The sequence below is a fragment of the Ralstonia sp. UNC404CL21Col genome, from assembly GCF_000620465.1.
Taxonomy (GTDB): Bacteria; Pseudomonadota; Gammaproteobacteria; order Burkholderiales; family Burkholderiaceae; genus Ralstonia; species Ralstonia flatus.
Genome location: NZ_KK211140.1, coordinates 607,672 through 631,484, shown reverse-complemented (window position 1 = coordinate 631,484; position 23,813 = coordinate 607,672). Strand labels below are relative to the sequence as shown.

At 61.3% G+C, this 23,813-nt stretch carries 23 protein-coding genes and 1 tRNA gene; all 24 read right to left on the bottom strand.

The window, feature by feature from the left end:
- Window positions 1–28 precede the first annotated feature (28 nt).
- The 24 genes from N511_RS0120870 to N511_RS0120755 all read right to left on the bottom strand — a co-directional run bounded on the left by N511_RS0120870 (window position 29) and on the right by N511_RS0120755 (window position 23,727).
- Window positions 29–640: an NUDIX domain-containing protein gene (locus tag N511_RS0120870; protein WP_027681040.1), complete on the bottom strand. Its 612-nt coding sequence runs from the start codon at window positions 638–640 to the stop codon at window positions 29–31.
- 44 nt (window positions 641–684) lie between these two features.
- A complete protein-coding gene (locus tag N511_RS0120865) occupies window positions 685–999 on the bottom strand; it encodes a DUF2818 family protein (protein ID WP_027681039.1) in 315 nt (104 codons plus the stop codon).
- Window positions 1,000–1,012: 13 nt separating this feature from the next.
- Window positions 1,013–2,488, bottom strand: coding sequence for an NADH-quinone oxidoreductase subunit NuoN (gene nuoN, locus N511_RS0120860; protein ID WP_027681038.1), 1,476 nt, complete (start codon window positions 2,486–2,488; stop codon window positions 1,013–1,015).
- 16 nt (window positions 2,489–2,504) lie between these two features.
- Window positions 2,505–3,971, bottom strand: coding sequence for an NADH-quinone oxidoreductase subunit M (locus tag N511_RS0120855; protein WP_027681037.1), 1,467 nt, complete (start codon window positions 3,969–3,971; stop codon window positions 2,505–2,507).
- A 12-nt stretch (window positions 3,972–3,983) separates the two neighbouring features.
- Entirely contained in the window at window positions 3,984–6,044 is a 2,061-nt protein-coding gene (gene nuoL, locus N511_RS0120850; RefSeq protein WP_027681036.1) for an NADH-quinone oxidoreductase subunit L, read from the bottom strand.
- 29 nt (window positions 6,045–6,073) lie between these two features.
- Window positions 6,074–6,385, bottom strand: a complete 312-nt coding sequence (gene nuoK, locus N511_RS0120845; RefSeq protein WP_004630788.1) for an NADH-quinone oxidoreductase subunit NuoK — start codon at window positions 6,383–6,385, stop codon at window positions 6,074–6,076.
- A 17-nt stretch (window positions 6,386–6,402) separates the two neighbouring features.
- Window positions 6,403–7,035, bottom strand: a complete 633-nt coding sequence (locus tag N511_RS0120840; protein WP_027681035.1) for an NADH-quinone oxidoreductase subunit J — start codon at window positions 7,033–7,035, stop codon at window positions 6,403–6,405.
- A 152-nt stretch (window positions 7,036–7,187) separates the two neighbouring features.
- A complete protein-coding gene (nuoI, locus tag N511_RS0120835) occupies window positions 7,188–7,679 on the bottom strand; it encodes an NADH-quinone oxidoreductase subunit NuoI (RefSeq protein ID WP_003261939.1) in 492 nt (163 codons plus the stop codon).
- A 20-nt stretch (window positions 7,680–7,699) separates the two neighbouring features.
- Window positions 7,700–8,764 (bottom strand): NADH-quinone oxidoreductase subunit NuoH, encoded by a 1,065-nt coding sequence (nuoH, locus tag N511_RS0120830; protein ID WP_009241059.1) that lies wholly within the window; start codon window positions 8,762–8,764, stop codon window positions 7,700–7,702.
- A gap of 8 nt (window positions 8,765–8,772) precedes the next feature.
- Window positions 8,773–11,124: an NADH-quinone oxidoreductase subunit NuoG gene (nuoG, locus tag N511_RS0120825; protein ID WP_027681034.1), complete on the bottom strand. Its 2,352-nt coding sequence runs from the start codon at window positions 11,122–11,124 to the stop codon at window positions 8,773–8,775.
- A 12-nt stretch (window positions 11,125–11,136) separates the two neighbouring features.
- On the bottom strand, window positions 11,137–12,432 hold the full coding sequence (gene nuoF, locus N511_RS0120820; RefSeq protein ID WP_009241061.1) for an NADH-quinone oxidoreductase subunit NuoF: 1,296 nt from the start codon (window positions 12,430–12,432) through the stop codon (window positions 11,137–11,139).
- Window positions 12,433–12,936, bottom strand: a complete 504-nt coding sequence (gene nuoE / locus N511_RS0120815) for an NADH-quinone oxidoreductase subunit NuoE (protein WP_004630801.1) — start codon at window positions 12,934–12,936, stop codon at window positions 12,433–12,435.
- A 115-nt stretch (window positions 12,937–13,051) separates the two neighbouring features.
- Window positions 13,052–14,305 carry an NADH-quinone oxidoreductase subunit D gene (locus tag N511_RS0120810; protein ID WP_027681033.1) on the bottom strand — a complete coding sequence of 418 codons (1,254 nt, stop codon included), beginning with the start codon at window positions 14,303–14,305 and terminating at the stop codon, window positions 13,052–13,054.
- A 13-nt stretch (window positions 14,306–14,318) separates the two neighbouring features.
- A complete protein-coding gene (locus tag N511_RS0120805) occupies window positions 14,319–14,921 on the bottom strand; it encodes an NADH-quinone oxidoreductase subunit C (protein WP_027681032.1) in 603 nt (200 codons plus the stop codon).
- 1 nt (window position 14,922) lies between these two features.
- A complete protein-coding gene (locus N511_RS0120800) occupies window positions 14,923–15,405 on the bottom strand; it encodes a NuoB/complex I 20 kDa subunit family protein (RefSeq protein WP_004630808.1) in 483 nt (160 codons plus the stop codon).
- 6 nt (window positions 15,406–15,411) lie between these two features.
- Complete coding sequence (locus tag N511_RS0120795; protein WP_004630810.1) at window positions 15,412–15,771, bottom strand: NADH-quinone oxidoreductase subunit A; 360 nt, start codon at window positions 15,769–15,771, stop codon at window positions 15,412–15,414.
- Between the two features lie 163 nt (window positions 15,772–15,934).
- Window positions 15,935–16,019 (bottom strand) — tRNA-Leu (locus N511_RS0120790).
- A 180-nt stretch (window positions 16,020–16,199) separates the two neighbouring features.
- Window positions 16,200–16,562 carry a preprotein translocase subunit SecG gene (secG, locus tag N511_RS0120785; RefSeq protein WP_027681031.1) on the bottom strand — a complete coding sequence of 121 codons (363 nt, stop codon included), beginning with the start codon at window positions 16,560–16,562 and terminating at the stop codon, window positions 16,200–16,202.
- A gap of 61 nt (window positions 16,563–16,623) precedes the next feature.
- Window positions 16,624–17,370: a triose-phosphate isomerase gene (gene tpiA, locus N511_RS0120780; protein WP_027681030.1), complete on the bottom strand. Its 747-nt coding sequence runs from the start codon at window positions 17,368–17,370 to the stop codon at window positions 16,624–16,626.
- A gap of 79 nt (window positions 17,371–17,449) precedes the next feature.
- On the bottom strand, window positions 17,450–18,454 hold the full coding sequence (locus N511_RS0120775; protein WP_027681029.1) for an NAD(P)H-quinone oxidoreductase: 1,005 nt from the start codon (window positions 18,452–18,454) through the stop codon (window positions 17,450–17,452).
- A gap of 38 nt (window positions 18,455–18,492) precedes the next feature.
- Window positions 18,493–19,446: an HAD family hydrolase gene (locus N511_RS0120770; RefSeq protein ID WP_027681028.1), complete on the bottom strand. Its 954-nt coding sequence runs from the start codon at window positions 19,444–19,446 to the stop codon at window positions 18,493–18,495.
- 102 nt (window positions 19,447–19,548) lie between these two features.
- Window positions 19,549–21,723, bottom strand: a complete 2,175-nt coding sequence (gene pnp / locus N511_RS0120765; RefSeq protein ID WP_037027177.1) for a polyribonucleotide nucleotidyltransferase — start codon at window positions 21,721–21,723, stop codon at window positions 19,549–19,551.
- 318 nt (window positions 21,724–22,041) lie between these two features.
- Window positions 22,042–22,311 carry a 30S ribosomal protein S15 gene (rpsO, locus tag N511_RS0120760; protein WP_012436069.1) on the bottom strand — a complete coding sequence of 90 codons (270 nt, stop codon included), beginning with the start codon at window positions 22,309–22,311 and terminating at the stop codon, window positions 22,042–22,044.
- Window positions 22,312–22,470: 159 nt separating this feature from the next.
- Window positions 22,471–23,727, bottom strand: coding sequence for a branched-chain amino acid ABC transporter substrate-binding protein (locus tag N511_RS0120755; protein ID WP_027681026.1), 1,257 nt, complete (start codon window positions 23,725–23,727; stop codon window positions 22,471–22,473).
- Between the last annotated feature and the right edge of the window lie 86 nt (window positions 23,728–23,813).

Genomic DNA, 23,813 nt, shown 5'->3' with positions numbered 1-23,813 from the left:
GTGCGATCAAGCGACGGCAGCAAGCGGCTCAGGCTGCACCTGGGGTCCAGGCTCCGGACAGGATCTTCTCAAGCCAGAACGTCCCGATGATGGTCTTCACGTCCGAAATTTTGCCATCGCGCACCCAATCGATGAGCTGGCCAGCCGACGTGATGAAAGTCTCGAGAAATTCGCCTTCATCGAGCATCGCCTCGCCTTGCTTCAGATCCCGGGCAAGATAAATGTCGATGAATTCGGTGGAATACGAAATGACCGGATGAATGCGTGTGAGGTAGTCCCAGCGCTCGGCCGTGTAGCCGGTTTCCTCCCGCAGTTCGCGCTTGCCGCATGCCAGCGCGCCTTCCTGCGGGTCGAGCTTGCCGGCTGGAAACTCGATCATCACCCTGTCGACTGGATAGCGAAACTGGCGCTCCATGAGCACGGTGCCATCGTCGAACAGCGGAATCATCATCACTGCACCCGGATGAACCAGGTATTCGCGGCTGGCATTTCGGCCGTCCGGCAGCCGGACGATGTCCTGCTTGAGCGTGAGGAATTTACCCTGGTGCATCAGCGCAGAGGCCACCTGCGTCTCGCGCAGGCCGGCGTCCGAGTCCTGCGCAGTCTCAGAGGTTTCGTTCAGCGGGGTGTGATCGGACATGGCGCTCTCTCATGCCGAGACAGCGGGAACCTGCCCGGCGGGATTTAACGGGAATCGCGGGGATGGCGAACCAGGTATTGCCACGTAAAGCCCGGAAACGCGAACACCAGCATCAGGCATGCGGTGATCGCGTAGAACTGCCAGCCTTGCGCAAACGCATTGCCCTGGCTCGATTCAATACCGAAGCCGATCAGCCCAACCACAACATACATGGCAATCAGCTCGGTGCCGCGCAGCCAGAACGGCTTGCGCGGCCAGCGTGCCGGCACCAGTGCCAGCACGCGTTGGTTGACGAACGGCAGGTTGGCACAGATCAGTGCCAACACGATGACAAACAGGCCGCCCGTCGACGTGCTCATGACGCTCGGCGTATTACGAAGCCAGCGTCAGGCGGATCGCCTGATAGCACACGGCCATCAGGCCGGCCGGAAAGATACCGAGCAACAACACCAGCAAGCCATTGATCGACAGCAGCGAGCGCAGACCAAAGGTGGCTTCCACAGGGCCTTCGTCAGCCGGCACGTCGAAGTACATGACCTTGATGACGCGCAGGTAGTAGAACGCACCCACCAGCGAGAACAGCACCGCCACAACGGCCAGCCACGACATGCCAGCATCGACGACTGCGCCCAGGACCGACAGCTTGGCGTAGAAGCCGACCGTCGGCGGCAGGCCCGCCAGCGACATCATGATGAACAGCATCAGCAGCGCGAACCACGGGCTCTTCTTCGACAGGCCTTTCAGGTCGGCGATGTCTTCCGCCTCGTACCCCTTGCGCGACAGCAGCAGGATGACGCCGAACGCGCCTAGCGCGGTCAGCACGTAGGTGATGGCATAGAACATCGACGCGCTGTAGGCCTGCGCCGTCAAATCGGGCTTGCCGGAGCTGACGCCCGATACCAGGCCCAGCAGCAGAAAGCCCATGTGCGAGACGGTCGAATAGCCCAGCAGACGCTTGAAGTTGGTCTGCACAACGCCCGTGATATTGCCGATGGCCAGCGACACGACAGCCAGCACGATCAGCATGTTCTGCCAGTCGAATGCCAGCGGCAGCAGGCCTTCCACCAGAATACGCAGCGTCATTGCGAAGGCGGCCACTTTCGGCGCACCGGCAATCAGCAGCGTCACGGCCGTCGGCGAGCCTTGGTACACGTCGGGCACCCACATGTGGAACGGCGCCACACCAAGCTTGAAGCCCAGGCCAGCAACAATGAACACCACGCCAAACACGAGGATCGTCTTGTTGATCTCGCCGTTCTTAATGGCGTCAAACTCCTTGCCGAGTTCCAGCGAGCCGGTCGCACCGTACAGCATCGACATGCCGTACAGCAACAGGCCGGATGCCAGCGCGCCCAGGATGAAATACTTCATGGCGGATTCGGACGACACGTTCGAACGGCGACGCAGCGCTACCAGCGTGTACGACGCCAGCGACAGCAGTTCCAGGCCCAGATAGAGCACGAGGAAGTTGTTGCCGGTGATCATCACCACCTGACCGCCCAGTGTGAACAGGGCGAACATGTAGAACTCGCCCGCGTACATGTCACGGTCGGCCAGATAGCGGCGCGTGTATACCAGCGTGGCAAACAGCGTCAGCGCACAGAACGACGCCAGCACGTTGGCCATCGGATCGATCACGGCCATGTTGCCGAAGACGTAGTGCGTCTCACCGTTCGCAGCATTCAGCGCGAACCACACCGCCAGCACCAGCGTAATCACCAGCGAAACCGGATAGGCCACGCTGCTTCGTTTCTGGCCGCGTGCCAAGTCAATCCAGTTGACGGCACCAATGCCCAGCGCGAGAAAAACGATTGGGGCAAAAGCCGCAATAGAGGAGGACGATTGCATAGTTTCTTCTCGCTGCTTACAGCTTCGACTGAGCCACGTGGGTCAGCAGATTGACCACGGACGCATGCATGACATCGGTGAAGGGCTTCGGATACAGGCCCATGTACAGGGTGGCGATCGCGAGCACGCCCAGCATGAAGAACTCGCGGCAATTCAGGTCCTTCAGCTCAGCCACATGCTTGTGCGTCACATCACCGAAGATCACGCGCTTGACCATCCACAGCGAATACGCTGCGCCAAAGATCAGTGCCGTCGCAGCCAACAGGCCAATCCAGAAGTTGAACTTCACGGAACCCAGGATCACCATGAACTCGCCGACGAAACCCGAGGTTGCCGGCAGGCCGCAGTTGGCCATCGCAAAGAAGACCGACAGCGCCGCGAACTTCGGCATCGTGTTCACCACACCGCCGTAATCGGCAATCTGACGCGAGTGCACCCGGTCATACAACACGCCAATGCACAGGAACATCGCGCCCGAGATGAAGCCGTGCGAGATCATCTGGACGATACCGCCCTCCACACCGATCTCGTTGAAGATGAAGAAGCCCAGCGTGACGAAGCCCATGTGCGCGATCGACGAATACGCAACCAGCTTCTTCATGTCGGCCTGCACCAGCGCCACCAGACCGATGTAGATCACGGCAACCAGCGAGATCGCGATGATGAATGCGGACAGGCTGTGGCTGGCATCCGGCGCGATCGGCAGCGAGAACCGCAAGAAACCGTAGGCGCCCAGCTTCAGCATGATGGCAGCCAGCACCACGGAACCACCGGTCGGCGCTTCCACGTGAGCATCCGGCAGCCAGGTGTGCACCGGCCACATCGGCACCTTCACGGCAAAGGCCATGAAGAACGCCAGGAAAATCAGGATCTGCTCGTTCATCGACAGCTTGACCTGATGCCACTGCAGGATTTCGAACGTGCCGCTGTGGAAGTACAGGTACAGCAGCGCAACCAGCGTCAGCAAAGAGCCCAGCAGCGTGTAGAGGAAGAACTTGAATGCTGCGTAGACGCGATTCGGGCCGCCCCACACGCCGATGATGATGTACATCGGGATCAGCGTGGCTTCGAAGAACACGTAGAACAGCAGACCGTCGAGCGCCGCAAACACACCGATCATCAGACCCGACAGGATCAGGAACGCGGCCATGTACTGCGCCACGCGCTCGGTAATCACTTCCCAGGCGGCGATGACGACGATGACGGTGATGAACGCAGTCAGCACCACGAACCACATCGAAATGCCGTCGACACCCAGGTAGTAGCTGATGTGGAAGCGCTCGATCCACGACGACTTCTCGACGAACTGCATGGCAGCCGTCGTCTTGTCGAAACGCGTGATGAGCGGCAACGTCATCACAAAGCTGATCAGCGAGCCGATCAGCGACATCCAGCGGACATAACCGGGATTGCGGTCTGAGCCCGAGGCCAGCACCAGCACGCCGAAGAAGATCGGCAGCCAGATCGCAAAAGACAGAACCATTTTTGTAATCCCTTATTTGCCTGCCAGGAACACGAAATACGTCAGCAGCCCAACCGTGCCGATGATCATCGCGAACGCATAGTCATAGATGAAGCCGGACTGGAGCAGGCGCACGACCGTCGCGAACCAGCCCACCAGACGCGCGCTGCCGTTCACGACAACACCGTCGATCACACCTTGATCGCCGCCCTTCCACAGGCCTCGGCCAAACTTGACCGCACCGTTGGCAAAGACGATCTCGTTGATCTTGTCCATGTAGTACTTGTTGTCCAGCAGCTTGTAGACGCCGGAGAAGCGCTTGGCGATCGCCGCCGGAATATCCGGGCGCTTCAAGTAGAAGAACCACGACAGCACGACACCCAACACCAGCAGAATGAACGGTGCCGACGTGAAGCCGTGCAGCGCCATCGCGACCCAACCGTGAAAGTCTTCGGCCAGCACCTTCATGGCTTCATGGTTTTCGCTGTTGAAGATGACTTCCGAGAACACCACACCGTGCTTGAAGAATTCGCCGAACAGCATCGGCTGGATCGCCATTGCACCGATGATGACCGACGGGATCGCCAACAGCACCAGCGGCACAGTCACAACCCAGGGCGACTCATGCGGCTTCTGGCCGGGGGCCAAACCGTGGTGGTGATCGTGATCGCCCTCTTCCTCTTCATGGTGGTCGTCGTGGTGGGCGTGGGCCTTGCCGAAACGCTCTTCACCGTGGAACACCAGGAAGTACATGCGGAACGAGTAGAACGCGGTCACGAACACGCCCGCCAGCACGGCCCAGTAGGCGAAGCCGGCGCCGGGCAGATGCGATTCACGCACCGCTTCGATGATCGAGTCCTTCGAATAGAAGCCCGAGAAGAACGGCGTACCGATCAGCGCCAGCGAACCCACCAGCGACGTCAGCCACGTAATCGGCATGTACTTGCGCAGACCGCCCATGTTGCGCATGTCCTGATCGTGGTGCATGCCGATGATGACCGAGCCGGCACCCAGGAACAGCAGTGCCTTAAAGAAGGCGTGTGTCATCAGGTGGAACACGGCCACTTGGTAGGCCGATGCGCCCAGCGCGACGGTCATGTAGCCCAGCTGAGACAGCGTGGAGTACGCCACCACACGCTTGATGTCGGTCTGGATGATGCCCAGGAAGCCCATGAACAGCGCGGTGATAGCGCCGATGATCAGCACGAACGACAGCGCGGTGTCCGACAACTCGAACAGCGGCGACATACGTGCGACCATGAAGATACCGGCCGTCACCATGGTGGCCGCGTGAATCAGTGCGGAAATCGGGGTCGGGCCTTCCATCGAGTCCGGCAGCCACACATGCAGCGGGAATTGCGCGGACTTACCCATTGCGCCGATGAACAGGCAGATGCAGGCGACCGTCAGCATGTGCCAGTCCGTGCCCGGGAAGCCGATCGTGGCCAGGTTGTCGCGGGCGGCGAACACGTCAGCGTAGCTCAGGCTACCGCTGTACGCCAGCAGCAGGCCGATACCGAGCACGAAGCCGAAGTCACCCACGCGGTTGACCAGGAACGCCTTCATGTTGGCGTAGATGGCCGTCGGACGCTTGAACCAGAAGCCGATCAGCAGGTAAGACACCAGACCCACAGCTTCCCAGCCGAAGAACAGCTGCAGGAAGTTGTTGCTCATCACGAGCATCAACATCGAGAAGGTGAACAGCGAGATGTACGCGAAGAAACGGTTGTAGCCGTCGTCTTCCGCCATATAGCCGATGGTGTAGATGTGCACCATCAACGAGACGAAGGTCACCACGCACATCATCATCGCCGTGAGCGAATCAATGAGGAAGCCGACTTCCATCTTCAGCGAACCCACCGTCATCCATTCGTAGACGGTGCCGTTGTAACCGGCGCCGTTGATGACGTCGGACAGCGTCAGCGCCGACAGAATGAAGGCGATCGCAACACCGAGGATGGTGACGCTGTGGGATGCCGTGCGGCCGATCTTCTCGCCAAAGAACTTGGTGCCGAACAGCCCGGCGATCGCCGCGCCGGCCAGCGGCGCGAGCGGGATCGCCAGCAGCAGGTTGGGATTGAGCGTGGTAGCCATGGAACGCTTCTTATAGGTGGATGCGGAGGTCAGCCCTTGAGGCTGTCCAGATCGTCGACGTTGATGGTGTCCAAATTACGGAACAGCACCACCAGGATGGCGAGACCGATCGCGGATTCCGCCGCGGCCACCGTCAGGATGAAAAACACGAACACCTGCCCCGCCAGATCTCCCAGGTAATGGGAGAACGCGACGAAGTTCAGGTTGACCGCCAGCAGCATCAGTTCGATCGCCATCAGCAGCACGATGACGTTCTTGCGGTTCAGGAAGATGCCGACGATGCTGATGGCAAACAGCACCGCGCCGAGCACGAGGTAATGGGCAAGGGATAGCGAAGACATATGGATTCTCCCGGGGCTCAGCTCTTGGATTCAGCCGAAGCTGCGCCAGCCGACTTTTCCGCCGGCATCGAGACCAGACGCACGCGGTCCTTGCGCTTCACGCGGATCTGATCGGACACGTTCTGTGCCTTAGTGTCCTTGCGACGGCGTGCGGTCAGCGCCACGGCCGCGACAATCGCGAGCAGCAGCACCGCGCCGGCCACTTCAAAGGCATAGATGTAATCGGTGTAGATGAGCTTCCCGAGCGCCTGCGTGTTCGGGCCGGTAAAGCCCTTCGGCAACTCTTGCACGGGCTGCACACGGCCCATGAAGGTCTTGGTCAGCACCACAGCCATTTCCAAGATGATGACGACGCCCACAAAGGCTGCCATCGGCACGTAGGTCCAGAAATCGCGTCGCAGGTGTTCGATGTCGATATCGATCATCATCACCACGAACAGGAACAGCACCATCACCGCCCCAACGTAGACCAGCACCAGCGTGATGGCGAGAAATTCCGCCTTGAGCAGCATCCAGATCGCCGCCGCGGTGAAGAACGAGAGCACGAGGAACAGCGCCGCATGCACCGGGTTCTTCGCGGTGATGACCTTCAGCGCTGCGAGCACCAGCACGAGCGCGAAACAGTAGAAGATGATCGTCGTGATTTCCATGATCCTGGCACGGGCCGTTTTGCGGCACGCGCTTGTCCAAAGCCGCGGTGGCATGACGCCACCGCAACTGGTTGGCTCTCGAAGAGCCGTTGTCCAACCGGGATGTCAACTGCAACGCCCGCCAACTCCAGCTGCACGGCGGACGTCTTGAATCAGCGGTACTTTGCGTCGGCCGCCTTGTTGGCCGCAATTTCCGGCTCGAAGCGATCACCCACGGCCAGCAGCATGTCCTTGGTGAAATACAGGTCGCCGCGCTTTTCACCGTGGTATTCCAGGATGTGCGTCTCGACGATGGCGTCCACCGGGCAAGCCTCTTCGCAGAAGCCGCAGAAAATGCACTTGGTCAGGTCGATGTCATAGCGCGTGGTGCGACGGGTGCCGTCGTCGCGCTGATCCGACTCGATCGTAATGGCCAGGGCCGGGCAAACGGCTTCGCACAGCTTGCACGCAATGCAGCGCTCTTCCCCGTTCGGATAGCGACGCAGTGCATGCAGACCGCGAAAGCGCGGCGACAGCGGCGTCTTCTCTTCCGGAAAGAGAACAGTGATCTTGCGCGCAAACAGGTAGCGCCCAGTCAGCGCCAGTCCCTTGAAGAGTTCCTTCAGGAGCAGGCTGTTAAAGAATTCCTTAATGGCAAGCAACATGGTGCCTTCCTATTGTCCCGTTACTTCCAGATGTTCCACGGCGACACCAACCAGATGGCGACGACGACAAGCCAGCCCACAGTGAGCGGAATGAAGATCTTCCAGCCCAGACGCATGATCTGGTCATAGCGATAACGCGGGAACGATGCACGCAGCCAGATGAAGACCGACAGCAGCAGGAAAACTTTGATCAGCAGCCAGAAGAAGCCCGGAATCCAGTTGAGGACCGGTGCGTCGATCGGCGAAGCCCAGCCGCCCAGGAACAGGGTCGCCGTCAGCGCCGAGATCACGATCATGTTGATGTACTCGGCCAGGAAGAACAGCGCGAACGCCATGCCCGAGTACTCGATCATGTGGCCGGCCACGATTTCGGATTCGCCTTCCACCACATCGAACGGGTGGCGGTTCGTTTCAGCCACACCCGAGATGAAGTAGACGCCGAACATCGGCAGCAGCGGCAGCCAGTTCCACGACAGGATGTTGATACCGTGACCTGCAAAGAAACCGCGGTTCTGCGAGTTAACGATGTCCGACAGGTTCAGGCTACCCGTCACCATCAGCACCGTCACGAGCGCGAAGCCCATCGCGATTTCGTACGAAATCATCTGTGCCGAGGCACGCATCGCACCGAGGAACGCGTACTTCGAGTTCGAAGCCCAGCCCGCCAGAATCACGCCGTACACGCCGACCGAACTGATCGCCATCACGTACAGCAGGCCGGCGTTGATGTTCGACACCATCGCCTCGGCCTGGAACGGAATCACCGCCCAGATCGCCACGGCGGGCATCAGCACCATCAGCGGCGCGATGATGTACATGCCACGGCTGACCGCGCTCGGCACCATGACTTCCTTGAGGAGCAGCTTCAGCACGTCGGCAATCGGCTGCAGCAGGCCCATCGGGCCCACGCGGTTCGGGCCCAGACGCACGTGCATCCAGCCAATGAGCTTGCGCTCCCACAGGATCAGGTAAGCCACGCACAGCAGCAGCGGCAGAATGATGCAGACCGCACGGACCAGCGTCCAGATCAGCGGCCACCACCCACCGAAGGTGGCGGTACCGAAAGAAGTAATCGACTCGATCATGTTGACCCTTACACCGTAGCCGCCAGCGCGGACGATTCAACCTTCTCAACGCTTACCGCACCGAACATGGCACCCAGCTGCGCCGAGGCCTCGGTCGCGGCGGGCACACGGATCACGCCGGAAGCCAGCGACTTGTCCAGCACTGCCGGCAGCACCACACTGGTCTGCCCTTGCGTCACGCGCACGGCATCACCATTGGCCAGGCCCAGCTGTGCATAGAGATCTGCCGGCACGCCAGCGCGCACTGCGGCGCGTGCTGCAGCCGTCAGTTGCAGGGAGCCCGCACGACGCACGATCGGGTCGGCGTGGTAGATCGGCACATCGGCCAGACGTTCGATGCCTGCCGCAGCGGCAGCAGGCGCGGCGGTCTGTGCGGTCGTCGCGTTCGACAAACGCTCGCTGACCGGCTTGGCCAGCACTTCGTCGCGCACCACTTCTGAGCTGTCGTATTCAAAGCCCGAGACGTTCAGCAGGTTGCCCAGCACGCGCAGAACTTTCCACGCCGGACGCGAATCGCCCAGGCCGCGCACAACGCCGTTGAAGCTTTGCGGCAAACCTTCGCAGTTGATGAACGTGCCCGACGTTTCCGTGAACGGAGCCGTCGGCAGCAGCACGTCCGCGTACTCAAGGGCGGCGCGGGAAGCGAACGGGGCGAGCACGATCACGGTGTCAGCCTGGTCCAGTGCGGCACGGGCTTGCACGGGGTTCGCAGTATCGAATTCCGGCTCAGCGCCCAGCAGCACGTAAGCGCGACGCGGTTGCGCGAGCATAGCGGCGGCGTCCAGACCATTACCTTGCGGCAACGCACCTGCAATGTAGCCGCCCACGGTGTTGGCCGCTTCCGTCAGGAAACCCAGCGTCGCGCCGGTCTGCTGCGCCACCCACTGGGCCAGCGCATGCAGTTGCGAGAACTGCGGATGCGCTACAGCAGCGTTACCCAGGAACACAGCCTTACGCTCTCCCGACGCAAGGCTCGCAGCGATGCGCTTGGCAACGTCACCGGCTTCGATGCTATCGGTGCCACCCGGGCGGGCAACGTTGTTGGCAGCCGCCACCGCCACGGCAACTTGCGACAGCAGCGACAACCATTGCGACGGCGCGCCCAGCAACTGCGTGGCAGGCATCAGCAAATCTTCGCCGCCTGCGCCGATCACGCTCAGTTGGGCACCCTTCTTGCCTGCCTGACGCAGACGCGCGGCCAGCAGCGGGTGATCCTTGCGCAGGAAAGAGCCTACGACCAGCGTACGCTGCAGCAGCGACACGTCGGCGATGGGCATGCCAAGCCACGGAGCGCCCGTGGGCTTGACCGAGAAGTCGGACTGACGCAGACGGAAGTCGACGTTGTCGCTGCCAATGCCGCGCACCAGCTTTTGCAACAGGAACAACTCTTCCAGCGTGCTGTGCGGGCTCGCCAATGCACCGATCTGCTCGGCACCGTGATCGCGCTTGATTTCGTTGAGGCCGTTGGCCACGTATTCCAGCGCGGTGGTCCAGTCAACCGCCTTCCACTGACCGCCTTGCTTGAGCATCGGCTGGGTCAGACGGTCGTCGCTGTTCACGCCTTCATAGGCGAAACGGTCCTTATCGGACAGCCAGCATTCGTTGATGGCTTCGTTGTCCAGCGGCAGAACCCGCATCACGCGCTGATTCTTCGTCTGGACGATCACGTTGGCGCCCAGGCCATCGTGCGGCGACACCGACTTGCGGCGTGCCAGTTCCCACGTACGGGCCGAATAGCGGAACGGCTTGCTGGTCAGCGCGCCAACGGGGCACAGGTCGATCATGTTGCCCGACAACTCGGAGTCAACAGTCTGACCGACAAACGTCGTGATCTCAGAATGCTCGCCGCGGTTGAGCATGCCCAGTTCCATCACGCCGGCAATTTCCTGGCCGAAACGGACGCAACGCGTGCAGTGAATGCAGCGCGTCATTTCTTCCATGGAGATCAGCGGGCCCACATTCTTGTGGAATACCACACGCTTCTCTTCCTGGTAGCGCGATTCAGACTTGCCGTAGCCCACGGCCAAGTCCTGCAACTGGCACTCGCCGCCCTGGTCACAGATCGGGCAATCCAGCGGGTGGTTGATCAGCAGGAACTCCATCACGGACTTCTGCGCCTTCACTGCCTTCTCGGAATTTGTGAAGACCTTCATGCCCGCGGTGACGGGCGTGGCGCAGGCCGGCAGCGCCTTGGGCGCCTTCTCGACCTCGACCAAGCACATCCGGCAGTTGGCCGCGACCGACAGTTTGCGGTGATAGCAAAAGTGAGGAATGTAGGTGCCCGTCTGGCGGGCCGCCTCCATCACCAGGCTGCCTTCGGCAACCTCGACCTTCTTGCCATCAATTTCGATTTCAACCATGTTCTGCCACGCTTAAAGGTAGGTGGGCACCATGCACTGCTTGTGTTCGACGTGATACGCGAACTCATCCCAGTAGTGCTTGAGCATGCCGCGGACCGGCATCGCAGCGGCATCGCCGAGTGCGCAGATGGTCCGGCCCATGATGTTTTCGGCCACGTTGTTCAGCAGGTCAAGGTCTTCCTGGCGGCCCTTGCCGTGCTCGATGCGATCGACGACGCGGTACAGCCAGCCGGTGCCCTCACGGCACGGCGTGCACTGGCCGCACGACTCTTCGTAATAGAAATACGACAGGCGCAGCAGCGACTTCACCATGCAGCGCGTTTCGTCCATCACGATGACAGCGCCCGAGCCCAGCATCGAGCCGGCCTTGGCGATCGAGTCGTAATCCATGTCGGAGGCCATCATCAGATCAGCCGGCACCACCGGCGCCGACGATCCACCCGGGATGACCGCCTTGAGCTTCTTGCCACCGCGCATGCCGCCGGCAAGCTCGAGCAGCTTGGAGAACGGGGTGCCCAGCGGAATCTCGTAGTTGCCCGGACGCTCCACGTCGCCGGACACAGAGAAGATCTTCGAGCCGCCGTTGTTCGGCTTGCCCATCTTCAAGTAGTTATCCGGACCGATGGCCAGCAGGAACGGCACCGCGGCAAAGGTTTCGGTGTTGTTGATGGTCGTCGGCTTGCCGTACAGGCCAAAGCTCGCCGGGAACGGCGGCTTGAAGCGCGGCTGGCCCTTCTTGCCTTCCAGCGACTCGAGCAGTGCGGTCTCTTCACCGCAAATGTAGGCACCATAACCATGGTGCGCATGCAGCTGGAAGTTGAAGCCGGACCCCAGGATGTTGTCACCGAGGAAACCCGCAGCGCGCGCCTCTTCCAGTGCCTGTTCGAAGATCTTGTATTCGTTCCAGATCTCGCCGTGGATGTAGTTGTACCCTACGGTGATGCCCATCGCGTAGCCGCCGATGGCCATGCCTTCGATCAGCGCGTGCGGGTTGTACCGGATGATGTCGCGATCCTTGAACGTGCCCGGCTCACCTTCGTCCGTGTTGCAGACGAGATACTTCTGGCCCGGGAATTGACGCGGCATGAAGCTCCACTTCAGGCCCGTCGGAAAGCCTGCACCGCCACGGCCGCGGAGGCCCGAGGCCTTCACGTCTGCAATGACCTGCTCGGGAGTGATCTTCTCAGTAAGGATGCGTTTGAGCTGCTGATAGCCGCCACGCTTGACGTAATCTTCGAGGTGCCAGTTGTCGCCGTTCAGACCGGCCAGAATCAACGGCTGGATATGTCGATCGTGCAGGGAGGTCATTTACTTGCCTGCTCCGTTGGTCGGCGCCTTCGACTGGAGGTCAGCGATCAGCGCGTCGAGCTTCTCGTTGCTCATGAAGCTGCACATGTGGGTGTTGTTGACGATCATGACCGGTGCATCACCGCACGCGCCCATGCACTCGCCTTCCTTCAGCGTGAAGTTGCCGTCGGCGGTGGTCTCGTTGAAACCGATGCCCAGCTTCTTCTTCAGGTAGTCGGCAGCACGTTCGCCGCCCGACAGCGCACACGGCAAGTTCGTGCACACCGACAGCTTGAATCGGCCAACCGGCTTGGTGTCATACATGTTGTAGAACGTCGCCACTTCCTCGACCCACACCGGCGGCATTTCGAGGTACTCGGCCACGAACTGCATGACTTCGGGCGAGACCCAGCCTTTCTCGCTCTGCGCGACCGCCAGCGCCGCCATCACGGCGGACTGCTTCTGGTCGGCGGGATATTTCGCGACCGCCCGGTCGATTTCCTTGAGAGCTTCTGCTGATAGCATGTTCGTTGCGATTGGTGCGGGACGCGGGGCGTATTACCTGACTGCCTTACCCCGGCGTGCGTCCTCGTTTCACAGCCGCGCTTGCCTGCGCGTCAAACCGTTGTTTCCTGCGGGTTCAGCGATCGATCTCGCCAAACACGATGTCCTGCGTACCGATGATCGTGACGGCATCGGCAATCATGTGACCCTTCGCCATTTCGTCGAGCGCGGCCAGATGAACGAAGCCCGGTGCGCGGATCTTCAGACGGTACGGCTTGTTGGCGCCGTCGGAGATGGCATAGATGCCGAACTCGCCCTTCGGGTGCTCAACGGCGGCATACGCCTCGCCTTCTGGCACATGCATACCTTCGGTGAAGAGCTTGAAGTGGTGAATCAGCTCTTCCATGTTGGTCTTCATGTCCACGCGCGACGGCGGCGCCACCTTGTGGTTATCGGTGATCACCGGACCCGGGTTCTTGCGCAGCCACTCAATGCACTGACGGATGATGCGATTGCTCTGGCGCATCTCTTCCACGCGCACCAGATAACGGTCGTAGCAATCGCCGTTCACGCCGACCGGGATATCGAAATCGATGCGGTCGTACACCTCGTACGGCTGCTTCTTACGCACATCCCATTCGATGCCCGAACCACGCAGCATCGCACCGGAGAAGCCCTTGTTCAGTGCGCGCTCCGGACTTACCACGCCGATGCCAACCAAGCGCTGCTTCCAAATCCGGTTGTCCGTCAGCAGCGTTTCGTATTCGTCAACGTACTTCGGGAAGCGGTTGGTGAAGTCTTCAATGAACTCCAGCAGCGAGCCCGAACGCGTTTCGTTCAGGGCGGCCAAGGCCTTCTCGTTGCGCACCTTGGATGCCTTGTATTGCGGCATCGTGTCGGGCAGGTCGCGATACACGCCGCCCGGACGGTAGTAGGCCGCGTGCATGCGCGCGCCTGACACCGCCTCGTACATGTCGAACAGATCTTCGCGCTCGCGGAAGGCGTACAGGAACACCGCCATGGCGCCCACGTCCAGCGCGTGCGAACCGATCCACATCAGGTGGTTCATGATCCGCGTGATCTCGTCGAACATGACGCGGATGTACTGGGCGCGCAGCGGCACCTCGAGACCCAGCAGGCGCTCGATTGCCATCACGTAGGCGTGCTCGTTGACCATCATCGACACGTAGTCGAGACGGTCCATGTACGGCACGCTTTGAATCCAGGTCTTCTGTTCGGCGAGCTTTTCCGTCGCGCGATGCAGCAGACCGATGTGCGGGTCGGCACGTTGAATGACTTCGCCGTCCAGCTCAAGCACAAGGCGCAGCACGCCGTGCGCGGCCGGGTGTTGCGGACCGAAGTTAAGGGTGTAGTTCTTGATATCTGCCATGATCGGGCGCCCTTCAGTGCTTCAGACCACCGTATTGATCTTCACGGATCACACGCGGCGTAATCTCGCGCGGCTCGATGGTTACCGGCTGGTAGACCACGCGGCGCTGCACCGGGTCGTAACGCATTTCAACGTAACCCGACACGGGGAAGTCCTTGCGGAACGGATGGCCAATGAAGCCGTAGTCGGTCAGGATGCGGCGCAGGTCCGGATGGCCTTCAAACACCAAGCCATAGAGATCAAACGCTTCACGCTCATACCAGTCAGCGGAATTCCAGATCGTGGTCACGGACGGCACCACGGGCAGATCATCATCCGGCGCGAACACCCGTACGCGGACACGCCAGTTGTGCGTGATCGACAGCAGATGCACCACAGCGGCAAAACGCGGGCCGTTCCAGGCACCGTCGCCGTAGTCGGCATAATCGACGCCACACAGGTCGATCAGTTGCTCGAATTTGAGCGAGGCATCATCGCGCAGAGTGTGCATGACGTCGTAGTAATCGGCAGCCTTCACTACGAGAGTGAGTTCGCCGATCGACTCGGTCAGGCTTTGAACGCGATTACCCAGCGCCTTTTCCAGCGCGGCCTTCAGGGTGGCAAGCTTCTCGGTCATGTCAGGCCTTGCGCGCAATGGTGTTGGTGCGGCGGATCTTGGCCTGCAACTGGATGATGCCGTAGATCAGCGCTTCGGCCGTCGGCGGGCAGCCGGGCACGTACACGTCGACCGGCACGATGCGATCACAGCCGCGAACGACAGAATACGAGTAGTGGTAGTAGCCGCCACCGTTCGCGCACGAACCCATCGAGATGACCCAGCGAGGCTCAGCCATCTGGTCGTACACCTTGCGCAGCGCGGGCGCCATCTTGTTGCACAGCGTGCCGGCCACGATCATCACGTCAGACTGACGCGGTGACGGGCGAAACACCACGCCGAAACGGTCTAGGTCGTAACGCGACGCGCCAGCGTGCATCATTTCCACGGCACAGCATGCCAGACCGAACGTCATCGGCCACAGGGACCCAGTACGGGTCCAGTTGATCAGCTTGTCAGCGGTTGTCGTGACAAAGCCTTCGTTGAGTACGCCTTCGATCGCCATTTCACATCACTCCCAATCGAGCGCGCCTTTTTTCCAGATGTAGACGAAGCCCACGAGAAACTCGAGAAGAAACACGCCCATCGCGAAGAACCCCGGCCAGCCGATCTCACGCAGCGCCACGCCCCAAGGGAAGAGGAACGCGGTCTCCAGATCGAACAGGATGAACAGGATGGCGATGAGGTAATAGCGCACGTCGAACTTCATGCGCGCGTCTTCGAATGCTTCGAAGCCGCACTCGTACGGCGAGAGCTTGTCAGGATCGGGATTGTTCGGACCGAGGACTCGGCCGATGGTCATCAGAGCAAGGCCGAGGCCAACACCGACAACGATGAACAACAGTACGGGGAAATAGGCTTCGAGGTTCAAGGGACGCCCGCCTTTTTGAATGGTTGCAACAGCACTGCCCGCAGGCGGCGCCTTGTCGCCCCATCGAAGGCGCCGGGTCCGCAGCCTTACGACGCCTCGACTGCGCGTCGTCTTGCGGAGGGGCCTGCGCGGAACATCCCGTGGAACAGACCCCGAATTTGATTGGTGCCGACGGCGAGACTCGAACTCGCACAGCTTTCGCCACTACCCCCTCAAGATAGCGTGTCTACCAATTTCACCACGTCGGCTGGGGGAAGAAACTCTATCAGGAACCCGGTTGAGACTTAGTGCCCCCGCCCGTTTTCCGTATTGTTTCAAGCCTTGCATTCTACCGCAAAGCGAAGCTTTTGTTCAATGCACAAAGAAAAATCTTATGCTTCGCGGCGCGCTGAAAAACCCAGACAGTACGCCGCGATCGTTACATCAAATTACTTGGGCACGGCCGGCGAGGAAGCCGCACCCGGAGCAGCGGTGGGAGCCGAGGCTGCCGGCGCCGATGCCGTCGACGTAACAGGTGCGACCGAACCCATCACACCCGCAGACACGCTGCCCTTGCTGGTGCCGATCAGCGTCAGCGCCAGCGTGGCAATGAAGAACACCGTAGCCAGCACGGCCGTCGTACGGGACAGGAAGTTGGCCGAGCCCGTGGCACCAAACAAGCTACCCGACGCGCCCGAGCCAAACGCCGCCCCGACGTCGGCGCCCTTGCCGTGCTGCAGCAGCACCAAACCAATCACGCCGAGCGCACTCAGAATTTGCGCCACCAGCAGCAGAGTCTTCAGAATTGCCATTTCGTTTCTCTCAATATTATGTTGCAGCCGCACATGGGGACATGGCGACCCGATTCGTCGTTTATGCGCGACCGATCGCCAGGAAATCTTCCGCCTTCAGCGACGCACCGCCGATCAGGCCGCCATCGATGTCCGCCATAGCAAACAATTCGCCGGCATTGTCCGGCTTGACGCTGCCGCCATACAGAATTGCCAGGCGCTGCGCCACACCTGCGTCACGGGCAGCAACGCGCGCCCGCAGGAACGCATGCACAGCTTGCGCCTGCTCGCTCGTGGCGGTTTTGCCGGTGCCGATGGCCCAGACCGGCTCGTAGGCCACGACGATACGGCCCAGCTGCTCCACCGACAGCGCCTCCAGCACCGCATCCAATTGCCGGCCGACCACTTGTTCGGTCTCACCTGCTTCGCGTTGCGCCAGCGTTTCGCCTACGCAGACGATCGGGATGATGCCGTGTTCCAGCGCACGCAGGGCCTTGGTCGCCACTTGCGCATCAGTTTCGCCGTGGTACGAGCGGCGCTCCGAGTGGCCAACGATCACGTAGCCGCAACCAAATTCCGACAGCATCGACGCCGCCACTTCGCCCGTAAAGGCGCCGCGCGCTTCAGCGGACACATCCTGCGCGCCCCAGGCCACCGCAGAACCGGTGAGCAGCGACTGGCACTGCGCCAGGTACGGGAACGGCGCACACACCGCCAGCGCGGCGCCGGTTTTGCCTGCGGCTTTGATCTGCTCAAGCAGCGCGGCGTTCGTGCTCAGACTGCCATGCAGCTTCCAGTTGCCCACCACCAGCTTCGGTCTTGCGTTCACGTTTTGCCCGGTCGACTGTCAAATAAACCCGGCATTCTACCGCGGCGGCAAAAACAGGGTCAATTTTGGCGTCCTGGCGTCAATCCCAAACCAACATGATCTTGCCGATATGCGCACTCGATTCCATCAAGGCATGCGCCTGCGCCGCCTGTGCGGCCGGCATGACCTCGTGCACGACCGGCTTGATACGCCCCGACGACAGCAACGGCCAGACGGTTTCATACAGATTGGCGGCGATGGCCGCCTTGAATGCAACCGGACGCGGGCGCAGCGTCGAGCCCGTCAGCGTGATGCGCCGACGCAGGATGTCGCCGAGCGGCACCTCGGCCTTGGCACCGCCCAGCAGCGCAATCAATACGATGCGGCCGTCGTCGGCGGTGCAGGCGATTTCGCGCGCGACATAGCTGCCGCCGACCATGTCGAGCACCACGTCGGCGCCGCGTCCCGTTTCGGCCTTGACGATTTCGACGAAATCTTCGGTCTTGTAATTGATGGCGCGCGTGGCGCCGAGTTCGACGCAGGCGGCGCACTTGTCGGCGCTCCCCGCCGTTGCGAAAACGCGGTGGCCCAATGCGGAGGCGATCTGAATGGCCGTCGTGCCGATGCCGCTTGAGCCGCCTTGCACGAGCAATGTTTCCTCGGCGCCGTGCGCGCCCCGCCCCAGCAAGCCGCGATCGAACACGTTCGACCAAACGGTGAAGTAGTTCTCCGGCAACGCGGCCGCTTCGACATCGGACAGGCCAGCCGGCACGGGCAGCACTTGACCTAGAGGCGCGGTGCAGAACTCCGCGTAGCCGCCGCCCTGCACCAGCGCGCAGACGCGATCGCCCGCCTTCAAGCCGTAGCGATTGTCAGCATGCGTCAGATCGCCACTGACGATCTCGCCGGCAACTTCCAGCCCCGGAATATCCGAGGCGCCAGGCGGCACCGGATAGTTGCCCGTGCGCTGAAATACATCCGGCCGGTTCACGCCGGCAGCGCGCACGCGGATCAGCACCTCGCCGGCCTTGGCTTCCGGCATCGGCCGCTCGCCAAGCTGCAAGACTTCGGGACCACCGTATTGCGTGATTTCAATCGCTTTCATGGGAATCGGATCAATGAGGTTAAGACGCAGGGCGTGAGTTACGAGACGCTACGCTTGGGCTCGACAAAGTGCTGCGGAATGCCACGCGTCGTCTCGCGCATGATTTCTTGTTTTCCGTGGACGATGCCGTCGGCGATCTTGCCGATATGCAATTTGAGCCACATCTCCGTCGGCGAGCCAGCGCGATAGTCGGCCGGGCCCAGCATGTCGACGCGATCATCCGCACGCAAGTTGTCGGCCTGTTCGAATGAGCGAGGGCTCTCAGGGTTGTAGACCGCATAGGTGCGGCCACCGCCCTTGCGGGCCACCGAAAACGCCGGAATATCGCTCGGTCCATCGGCCACGTAGATCATGTTGGCGAAGGGCACGCGGCGCTCGTCCTCGGCAATCGACGAATTCACGCTCACCGCTTCCGGGTGCTTGTTGACGCCCTTGTTGATCTCGAACAGCGCCCGCGTCTTGGTGGTGTTGTCGATGGCGTAGATGACTTCCGAGATGACCGGTCGCCCGTTTGCGCTCGAATCGGGCGCCTCGAGGAATTCACAGCCCCATACGCCGTCGATGTATGGAGCAATGGGCGAACCCTTGATCATCTCTGTCAGACCCGTGCTGACAATGTAGTGCTCGAGCTTGATGTCGAACGCCTGATAGGCCGCGTTGTCGCGCACCCACGCTTTGCTGCGCTCGAAGAAATCGGTCACGCCGGGAAAGAATTCGAGTTCAGCGCCCAGTTCGCGCAGCGTGGCATTGTCGAGGCCGCCCATGCGTCCGTCACGCACATGGCGCAGCAGCACGTTGAGGTAGAACGTTTCCTGGTTGACCTTCTGGCCGCGCGATTCGATTTCGCGCGCGCCCGCGGCCACTTCGTCCCAGAAACCCTGCTCGGCGATATTGAAACGGTCGAACAACGGCACTTGCATGTAGCGCGGGATCAGCGTCTTGTCGAAATCCCAGACGATGGCGATGCGGTTTTGCTCGAACAGGCGGCTCATGATGGGGCGCGAAGAGACAACGGGAGGGGAACTCGCGACGCAGTGTAAACAAAAAAACGGCTGGACATCGTCCAGCCGTTTTTCTTGGCGAAAACCGCTCGCTTACTGCTGTTGTTGCTGCTGTTGCTGCGAGGCAGCGTCGCCAGCACCCGGGGCTTGCGGTGCAGCGGCAGGCACGTCGCCTTCTTCAGCCTTGGCAGCCTTGATCGACAGACGCATGCGGCCCTTCTCGTCGGTGCTCAGCAGCTTCACGCGCACGGCCTGGCCTTCCTTCACATAGTCGGAAACCTGGTTCACGCGCTCGTTGGCGATTTCCGAGATGTGCAGCAGACCGTCCTTGCCCGGCAGGATGTTCACGATCGCGCCGAAGTCCAGCAGCTTCAAAACCGTGCCGTTGTAGATCTTGCCCACTTCGGCCTCGGCCGTGATGCCTTCGATGCGACGCTTGGCTTCTGCCATGCCTTCCGACGAAGTCGACGCGATAGTGATCGTGCCGTCTTCCTGGATGTCGATCGTGCAACCGGTTTCCTTGGTCAGCGCCTGGATGGTAGAACCGCCCTTGCCGATCACGTCGCGGATCTTCTCCGGATTGATCTTGACGGTGATCATGCGCGGGGCGTGCTCCGACAGCTCGGTGCGAGCGCCGCCCATGGCAGCCTGCATCTTGCCCAGGATGTGCAAGCGACCTTCCTTGGCTTGCGCCAGCGCCACCTGCATGATTTCCTTGGTGATGCCCTGCACCTTGATGTCCATCTGCAGCGCGGTGATACCTGCGTCGGTACCCGCCACCTTGAAGTCCATGTCGCCCAGATGATCTTCGTCACCCAGAATGTCGGTCAGCACGGCGAACTTGTTGTCTTCCAGGATCAGGCCCATGGCCACGCCGGCCACGTGCGCCTTGAGGGGCACGCCAGCATCCATCAGTGCCAGCGAACCGCCGCACACCGAAGCCATCGACGACGAGCCGTTCGACTCGGTGATTTCCGACACCAGACGGATCGTGTAAGCGAATTCGTCGTCCTTCGGCAGCACCGGAATCAGTGCGCGCTTGGCCAGACGGCCGTGGCCGACTTCGCGGCGCTTTGGGCTGCCCACGCGACCGGTTTCGCCCGTGGCGAACGGCGGCATGTTGTAGTGGAGCATGAAGCGGTCACGGTACTCGCCTTGCAGCGCGTCGATGATCTGCTCGTCGCTCTTGGTGCCGAGCGTGGCCACCACCAGCGCTTGCGTTTCACCGCGCGTGAACAGGGCCGAGCCGTGGGCACGCGGCAGTACCGACGAACGGATCTCGATCGGGCGCACCGTGCGGGTGTCGCGGCCGTCGATACGCGGTTCGCCGTTCAGGATCTGACCGCGCACGATCTTCGATTCGAGTTCGAACAGGATGTTGTCGACTTCCACGCCGTCGGCTTCCACACCGGCTTCGGCCAGCTTGGTCGCAACCGACTTGTAGACTTCCTTCAGCTTCTGGCTGCGGGCCGACTTCTGGCGCAGTTGGTAAGCGGCTTGCAGATCGGCCAGGCCCAGCTCGGACACCTTGGCGACCAGCGCTTCGTTCTTCGGAGCAGCTTGCCAATCCCACTCGGGCTTACCGCCGTCGCGCACCAGCTCGTGGATCGCGTTGATGGCGATCTGCATCTGCTCGTGGCCGTACACCACGGCGCCCAGCATGACTTCTTCCGAGAGCTGCTGCGCTTCGGACTCGACCATCAGCACGGCACGCTCGGTACCGGCCACAACCAGGTCCAGATCCGAATGCGCGAGTTGAGCACGATTCGGGTTCAGCAGGTATTGGCCATCCTTGTAACCCACGCGGGCAGCGCCCACCGGGCCGTTGAACGGCAGGCCCGACACAGCCAGCGCAGCCGAAGCCGCCACCAGCGCCGGAATGTCAGCCGGCACTTCCGGGTTCATCGACAGCACGTGGATCACGACCTGGACTTCGTTGTAGAAGCCTTCCGGGAACAGCGGACGCAGCGGACGATCGATCAGACGCGAGGTCAGCGTTTCGTTTTCCGACGGACGGCCTTCGCGCTTGAAGAAGCCACCCGGGATCTTGCCGGCGGCGTAGGTCTTCTCGAGGTAATCGACGGTCAGCGGGAAGAAGTCCTGGCCCGGCTTCGGGTTCTTGGCGCCCACCACGGTGGCGAGCACGACGGTGTCGTCCATGTCGAGCAGCACAGCGCCGCTCGCCTGACGGGCGATCTCACCCGTCTCCATGCGGACCTTATGGCCGCCCCATTGGAATTCTTTGACGACCTTATTGAACATGGTCATAGCATCTCCTGTTCGGTATTCGCGGCGCGCTTCATTGCGCTTCACCGCGACAAACACGTTCCGTAAGACGGTGCGGTTGCAGAGGTGTGTTTTATGCCATTCCAACGCAGCGCTGGCATCAATGCCGCGTTGGAATGACACAAGGCCCTGCTTCCTGCCGCCCCCGGTCCTTGGCAGCCGCTTCATCTTGAACTGGCCGACTGCCATCAGTCACCGGTTGCCCGGCGCGGCCACAAACGCAGCCGCCAAAAACAAAATGCCTGCATCAGCACGCTGACGCAGGCACTTTTCATCACGCGCAGTGCGTGATACCCACCATTACTTACGCAGACCCAGCTTCGCAACCAGGGCGGTGTAACGGTCAGCGTCCTTGCTCTTGAGGTAGTCCAGCAGACGGCGACGACGGCTCACCATGCGGAGCAGGCCGCGACGGCTGTGGTGATCCTTCATGTGCGCCTTGAAGTGCGGCTGCAGTTCGTTGATGCGAGCGGTCAGCAGTGCAACTTGCACTTCCGGGCTACCCGTATCGTTGGCGCTGCGGCCGTTATCTTTGACGATGTCTTGCTTTTTGATGTCAGCGACGGACATTTTGATTCCTTTGACTTGCGGACACTGCAGCGCCTGAATAGCCGCCGTTGGTGCCGTGTTGAACAATGATCTTGCCGCCCCGCCCGAGTCTGGCCTGGACAGCAAGACCGCGATTATAGCCTAGAACCCCACTTCAGCGACAGCCCCACCTGGTTTCCCTCAATGGCGCGCCATCTTGCACGTCGTTGGGAGGGCTGCTTGAGCTTCCGGAATCACTTTCAACGTACGAAACCCATAGCCGGAGCCCTCGATATCGAAAGGCGCACCGGGCGTGCCCGCACGCTCCATCTGCGTGACAACAAGGGGCTGGATGGCTTGATGATCCTCGGGCCGCAGCGTGATGCGGTGGAATCCGATGTCCAGAGAAGCGCCTTCCAGCGCACGTGCGACGGCGGCAGCTTCCGTGGTTCCCGCTTTCTTGATGGCCGCCGCCAGCATGTCGACCATCATCTGGTCACGCAGCAGCGGGTAGTCGTCGGCGGGGGCGGGATAGCGGGCACGGAAGGCCTTATAGAACGCGTCGGACTTGGCGCCGCCCAAATTCGGATGCCATTCCGCAACCGCCACCACACGGCCAACGCCTGCGTCGCCCATCGCACCTGGCGCTCCCAGCGAGTTGCCATAGAACGTAAAGAACCGCGCCTTCAGTCCGGCATCCCGCGCGGCCTTGACGAGCAGCGTCAGATCATTCCCCCAGTTGCCGGTGACGACCGTATCCGCACCGGACGCGGCAATGCGCGCCACGTACGGCGCAAAATCCTTCACCTTGCCGATGGGGTGCAACACCTCACCAACAATTGCGACGTCTGGCCGCTTCTCGTTCAACTGCTGCCGCGCCAGTTGCGCTACCTGGCGGCCGAATGTGTAGTCCTGCCCGATCAGGTAGACCCTTTTGACGGCCTTGTCCGCGCGAATCACTTCCGTGAGCGCGTGCATGCGCATGTCGGCCGATGCGTCAAAGCGGAAATGCCAGAAGCTGCATGCTTCGTTGGTCAGCGCGGGATCAACGGCGGCGTAGTTCAGAAAGAGCACGCGCGCGTCCGGATGACGTTCGTTGTAGCGCGAGATCGACGTCGACAACGCTGCCGCTGCCGCCGAACTGTTGCCCTGCAGCACAAAGCGGATACCGGCATCCGTAGCGGCTTGCAACTGCAGCAACGACTCATCAACCGTGTTCTTGCTATCAAAGCGCACCAGCGCAAGCGGATGGCTGCCATCGGGCAACTTCACACCACCGCGCGCATTCACACCTTCGATAGCCATGCGCAGATTGCGCTCGACTGCTTCGCCCGCGTTGGCAAACGGGCCTGAAAGACCTTCAATCAGCGCCAACCGGATCGGCGCGGCTTCGGACTGGGCACCTGCTGCCCCACACAACCCCACGGCCGCCAACGCGGCCACAAACCAACGAACCATCATGGCAAATCTCCGTGAAGCGCGGATGGTAAAGCGCCGCCGCGTATCGACACAAGCCAGCGCAAATCACGCGGCCGCCTACACTG